Below are 5894 nucleotides of genomic sequence, written 5' to 3'. Positions count from 1 at the left end.
ACGATCCAAATCTACACTTGCTTAATAGCGTATGTTTTATTAGAGCTAGTAGAGATACCAAAAGAGTTTGGCTGTAAGATGTTAGATAAACTGAGGTATTTACAAGCATTCATGAGTGAGAATATCAGTTATGTACATTGGTTTAGGAAGATAGTGATATTAAGCTGAAATCACGCTTTTTGCAGGAGTAGTGTGTCCACTTTTGGGATAACCTCATGTCTGATTCAACACTTCTGGAGGAAAGTATCTTTAACTTGATACTGATTTATAAGTTATACCAATCAAATCTTTTTTGCGAAATAACACTAATGTTACTAATACAAATAATGTTACGAATAAAAATTTACAATCTATTTTGGGCAAAGTTCCAAAACTTAGTGAGAATAGAAATTTGGGATCAACTTAAAGTTATTGTTGTCCTATTCGGAATTGCTTTTTTTGCCGTCCCTTTTTCGTATTTAATTGGGTGGATCACTTTTAGTAGAGTGGGTTGTTGAGGTTAGGAGCGATCGCTTTTTGATGGATTGTGCTTTAGGCGATCGCGGGTTGTTGAGATTGAGTTGAGGGGCGATAGGTGCTGTTTTAGCCGATGCAAGTTAGAATGCTATAAGTACCTGTAATTAGGACTATAAAACAATGACAACCCAACAAGTCACCTTTCAAGAATGCAACACCCAATTTGCACAGGTTTTTGAACGAGTATTAAAAAATCACGAAGTTATTTCAGTCTATAAAGAGCCTGAACAGGGCATTGTCATGCTGGACGCAAAAGAATATAGCAGTCTAGTGGAAACCTTGTACTTACTCAGCAATCCCGCCAATCGCGATCGCTTATATCAAGGTATCTTGCAACATCAACAAGGTCAAGTAAGAGAAGAAGAACAAAATTTGACTTTAGAACAACGCCTTAATTTCCTCAAATTACCGATCGCTGAACGCAGACAAATACTCGAAAGTCAAGCTGAGGAAATGCTTGATCACTATCAACAAGAAACTGATTGGCAATAATTAATGGTAGGTGACATCATTGACTACTAATTTTGAACCACCCAAACGTGGAGAAATTTGGCTTGTTAACTTCGATCCTACAGTTGGATCTGAAATCAAAAAAATCCGTCCTGCGATTGTCATTAGCTCAGATGCAGCAGGAAAATTACCAATTAAACTTGTTGCACCAATTACAGATTGGAAACCATATTTTGCTAAAAACTTTTGGCACGTAAAAATAGAACTAGACACAGAAATTGGACTCACAAAGGCTTCTGCAATTGACGCTCTTCAGCTTAGGGGCATGGATTTGCAAAGATTTATTCGTAAACTTGGCAATATATCCGATGCTAAGATGCTAGAAATAACGGCGGCTATTCTCACTATTATTGAATACGAAATTTAGCAAAGTTGTAGAGATCGCTTTTTGATGGGTTGTGATTTGGGCGATCGCGCCAAGCTTATGAAGTATAATAATGAATATTAAAGAGTTTGGACTATTCTCCATGAGATTAGATCGTATTACGAGCAATCCGAAACAAATGAACGGGCAGCCATGTATTCGCAATCTTCGCCTTACAGTGAGGCGAGTAATTGAGCTGCTAGCGACTTATCCTAATCGAGACGAACTATATCAAGAATTTCCAGAGATCGAAGAAGCAGATATTCAACAAGCTTTGATTTTTGTGTCTTCTTATCTTGATGATCGCATTATTGAACTACCAAATCGATATGAAGCTATTGCTTGATTAAGGATTGCCCCGATCTGCGGCAACATTATTGATTAATGAGGGTTTTGATGCAATCCATGTTGCTGATATTGGATTCTCTCAAGCCGAAGATACCGAAATAATTCAAAAAGCGAAAGAAGAGAACTATGTAGTCGTTACCCTTGATGCTGATTTTCACGCTTTATTAGCACTTGATGAAGCAGTTTCTCCATCGGTTATTCGTATTCGTATTGAAAGGTTGCGTGCTAAAGCCTTAACAGATTTGTTGCTAACTGTAATTGCTGAATGTAGAGATGACCTAGAAAAAGGCTCAGCTATTACAGTTGAAGTAAATCGTATGCGTGTTCGTCTTCTTCCTCTGGTGAATAGTGGTTGCTAGTTGTGGAAATTGAGTGGAGAGGCGATCGCTTTTTGATGGGTTGAGTTTTAGGCGATCGCCTATGCCCAAAAATCGATGTCTAAAATTGAGTTAATATCTCGACCCGACTCCCATTCGTTAGGAAAAGTAAAACCCTTAGACTGGTATTCTTTACGAGTATGCTTTAAAGCAAATCGCCAAGCATCACTAAAATGTCCATCCCAATAGCTTTTGAGACTTGGATAATTATTGAGTAATACCTCAATCTGTAAACGTTGCCCTCGGATCGTATTTTCCCAACCATTAAAGCAATCAGGCATATTCACATACATCCGTTGGAGTAAATGTGCAAGCAAAGTTGCAAGACGGATTTCTAATTCCTTTCTTTGCGATCGCCCCAAGTCCTCAATCTCCTCTATCAAATAATTTGCTTGTAAAGGAAGCCACCCCGATGCCAAATTGGCATAAAGTTTAAGACATTTGGCTAATTTAATGGATTAAATACTATAAAATTAATTGAGCAATAGTTTGATCGAATACGATGTTATGACAAATCAGCAAGGAGGCGCTCGCCTCAGAGAAGCCGCACAAAATTGCCATCTATTGCGTTCTAACTATCAAACACAATGCGATGCAGAGCGTCTGATTGCCCTGATCGCCAGAAAGACTCGGCAATCCCTTCAGGCTGACTTCCAAAAACAACGGGATTGGGATTTGTTAATCATATCGATCGCCTCTAAAATTCGGCAATCCCTTCAGCTAGGGGAGATTTTGCAAACCACTGTCGATGAAGTACAGCAGTTGTTGCGATGCGATCGCGTTTTGCTGTATAAGTTTGCGCCTGATTGGAGTGGTCAAGTTATTGTCGAGGCAATATCTGCCCCCCAATGGTCATTGCTCGATCGCGTAGTGGTGGATGAATGTTTTGAAGCCTCTTGGCTAGAACCATACCAAAAATCAAAATTTGTGGCGATCGCCGATGTCAAAAATGCAGGTCTCACTGCTTGCCATGCCAATTTTTTGGCTGAATTTCAAGTTCAAGCCAATTTAATCGTCCCCATTTTCCATACATCCAATCTTTGGGGACTGCTAGTTGCCCATCACTGCACATCTAACCGTAAATGGCGCACTCAAGAAATTGAGGGATTGCAATGTATTGCGGTAGAGGTGGGCATAGCGATCCGTCAAGCAATGCTGGTGGAGGAGTTGCAAGCTGCCAAAGCAGATCTAGAAGCGCAAGTGGTCGTAAGGACTCAGCAGATCGAGGCGGTCAATCAACAGCGTTTTCAATTGGCGGCGATTGTCGAATCTTCTCAAGATGCCATTATTAGCAAAACCATCGATGGCATCGTCACCAGTTGGAATCGGGCTGCCGAAAAGCTATTTGGTTACAGTGCCGCAGAGATGATTGGCTCACCGATCAAAAAGTTGATTCCGATCGCCCTACAAGAAGAAGCGATAAAAACTCTACAATCCGCTTGCCAGGGCAAAATTGTGGCTACTTACGAAACCCAAAGGATACATAAGGATGGCAGTTTGCTAGATGTGGCTTTGACGATCTCGCCAATTTATAACGAATCGGGTCAAGTGGTGGGCGCATCAAAGATAGCCCGTGATATTCGCGATCGCCATCAGGCCGAATTAGCACTCCAAACTAGTGAATCGCGCTTTCAAAAAATTGCCACCTCCTCCCCTGGCGGTATTTATATATTACACATCTATCCTGACCGTACCGTTAAGTTTGAATATATCAACGCAAGATATACGGAAATTTTTGAAACCAGTCTCGATCAACTATTCAATAATCCATCCATCTATATCAATTGTATTCATCCAGAAGATATATCTGCATATTACCAAGCTGTTGACCATAGCAAGGCAACCCTAGAAGCATTTCACCATGAGTGGCGCATCATTACCCCATCAGGCAAACTGAAATGGATACAGGCAAACTCGCGCCCGACTCAGCTTGAAAATGGAATATTTGTTTGGCATGGAGTTTTGTTAGATATCACCACACAGAAACAGGCGGAAGAACGATTACAAAAAAGTGAAGCGTCACTACGGGAAGCCCATAGAATTGCCAATATTGGGAATTGGGAATTTGATCTGCAAAATCAGAAAATCACTTGGTCAAAAGAACTTTTTGGGATGTTTGGACTTGATCCCAATCAGCCAGAACCCCCCTATGCCGAATATCTTCAGATGATCCATGCCGATGATCGTGAATCTTTTGAAAGAGTTGTCGGACAGGCAATCGTTAAAGGCGATCCCTACAAAATCGACTACCGTGCGGTCTTACCCGATGGTTCTATCCGTTATCACGAGGGACGCGCTGAGGTAATCAGAGATCCCCAAGGCAATGTCTGCAAGCTAATGGGAATATGCCTAGATATTACCGAGCGCAAGGAATCGGAAATCAACTTAGCCAAAGCTAAAGCCAAAGCGGAAGAGGCTACTCAACTGAAAAGTTCATTCCTTGCTAGTATGAGCCATGAGATCCGCACCCCCATGAATGGCGTATTGGGCATGACGGATATTCTGGCTAGCACTCCACTAAATGAAGAACAGCAAGACTTTGTAAAAACCATTAAAGATAGTGGCGAAATTCTGTTGTCGCTGATCAATGACATTCTCGATTTCTCCAAAATTGAGGCAGGAATGTTAGAGATGGAAGCTAGAGATTTTGTCTTAGAAGAGGCAATCTCAGGAGTTTATCAGTTATTACAAAGTCAAGCCATTGATCAGCAAGTCTCCCTCGAATATGCGATCGCTTCTCACATCCCCCAAACTCTAATTGGCGACTCTACCCGTCTGCGTCAAATCATCCTCAATCTCGTGGGTAATGCCCTGAAGTTTAGTAAACCTAACGGAAAAGTTACCGTTACCGTTAACGGTCGTGATGTCACCGATTCCAGCCATGCCTCTCCTCAATATGAATTAATCTTTGCCGTCTCAGATACAGGCATTGGTATTGAAAGCGATCGCATTAAGAAATTATTTCAACCCTTCACCCAAGCCGATGCTTCCATTAGCCGTAAATATGGCGGCACAGGGCTAGGCTTAGAGATCAGCAAACGTCTTGCCGAACTCATGGGCGGCACAATTTGGGTCGAGAGCTTTGGAGAAGTGGGCGGCAAACCTCCCCTAGATTGGCAATTGCCGCATCCTTCGCAATCCTCAGGTGCAACCTTCTATTTTACAATTAACCTAGCGATCAATAATCAAATCGAGCAAACGCCAACAACCCCATTGGTAAAAGAGACTCCAATTTTAACCACAGCCAATAAGCCTCCTTTGCGGGTGCTTTTAGTGGAAGATAATCCCTTTAATCAGAAAGTGGCTCAAGCATTATTCAGAAAAATTGGCTACCAATTTGAGGCGATCGCCAATAATGGGATCGAAGCAGTTGCCCTAGTTCAAAAGCATGATTACGATCTCATCTTGATGGATATGCAAATGCCAGAAATGGATGGAATTACTGCCACGAAAATAATTCGTCAAGATTTAAATAAAAAAGTTCCGATTGTTGCCTTGACAGCTAACGCTATGCACGAAGATCGCCAAATTTGTTTAGAGGCGGGGATGGATGGCTTTATAAGTAAGCCTTTTAACATCAAAATGATTACCGACTTTATGGATGATTTCCATTAAGGATTGCTGTAAATATACAATACTTCGGACATAAAAAAAGGGGAACAAAAAAGCTATTCATCGGATAAGGTGCAAGTAATGAATCAAAGCACCAAATGAATAGCATTAATGACATATTACCGAAAGTAGCAACCAAGGCACAACAGAAATTTCTGTCAATCCTG

Annotated in this window: 6 protein-coding genes and 1 pseudogene; 6 read left to right on the top strand and 1 reads right to left on the bottom strand. The window is 41.3% G+C overall.

The genetic code is table 11. The features are described 5' to 3' along the window. From H6F44_RS23415 to H6F44_RS21955, 5 genes and pseudogenes are all read left to right on the top strand, one after another. Positions 1-168: pseudogene (locus H6F44_RS23415) on the top strand (IS4 family transposase); the annotation flags it as partial. 468 nt (positions 169-636) lie between these two features. Continuing rightward, the gene (locus H6F44_RS23410; protein WP_242016704.1) at positions 637-1008 is read left to right on the top strand and encodes a type II toxin-antitoxin system Phd/YefM family antitoxin; all 372 of its coding nucleotides are present in this window, start codon (positions 637-639) and stop codon (positions 1006-1008) included. 10 nt (positions 1009-1018) lie between these two features. Continuing rightward, on the top strand, positions 1019-1393 hold the full coding sequence (locus H6F44_RS21965; protein WP_407681885.1) for a type II toxin-antitoxin system PemK/MazF family toxin: 375 nt from the start codon (positions 1019-1021) through the stop codon (positions 1391-1393). 100 nt (positions 1394-1493) lie between these two features. After that, positions 1494-1736, top strand: coding sequence for a DUF433 domain-containing protein (locus H6F44_RS21960; RefSeq protein ID WP_190353219.1), 243 nt, complete (start codon positions 1494-1496; stop codon positions 1734-1736). Between the two features lie 7 nt (positions 1737-1743). Next, entirely contained in the window at positions 1744-2097 is a 354-nt protein-coding gene (locus H6F44_RS21955; RefSeq protein ID WP_242016703.1) for a DUF5615 family PIN-like protein, read from the top strand. Between the two features lie 59 nt (positions 2098-2156). On the opposite strand, the gene H6F44_RS21950 is transcribed toward H6F44_RS21955, so the two are convergent. Continuing rightward, entirely contained in the window at positions 2157-2534 is a 378-nt protein-coding gene (locus H6F44_RS21950; RefSeq protein ID WP_242016702.1) for a DUF29 domain-containing protein, read from the bottom strand. 88 nt (positions 2535-2622) lie between these two features. Here H6F44_RS21950 and H6F44_RS21945 point away from each other — a divergent pair, with 88 nt between their 5' ends. After that, on the top strand, positions 2623-5730 hold the full coding sequence (locus H6F44_RS21945; protein ID WP_190353218.1) for a PAS domain S-box protein: 3108 nt from the start codon (positions 2623-2625) through the stop codon (positions 5728-5730). The last annotated feature ends 164 nt before the right edge of the window (positions 5731-5894 follow it).

The sequence above is a fragment of the Pseudanabaena cinerea FACHB-1277 genome (assembly GCF_014696345.1).
Lineage (GTDB): Bacteria > Cyanobacteriota > Cyanobacteriia > Pseudanabaenales > Pseudanabaenaceae > Pseudanabaena > Pseudanabaena cinerea.
The sequence above is the reverse complement of the archived record's forward strand: the minus strand, read 5'-3'. Positions and strand labels throughout refer to the sequence as shown.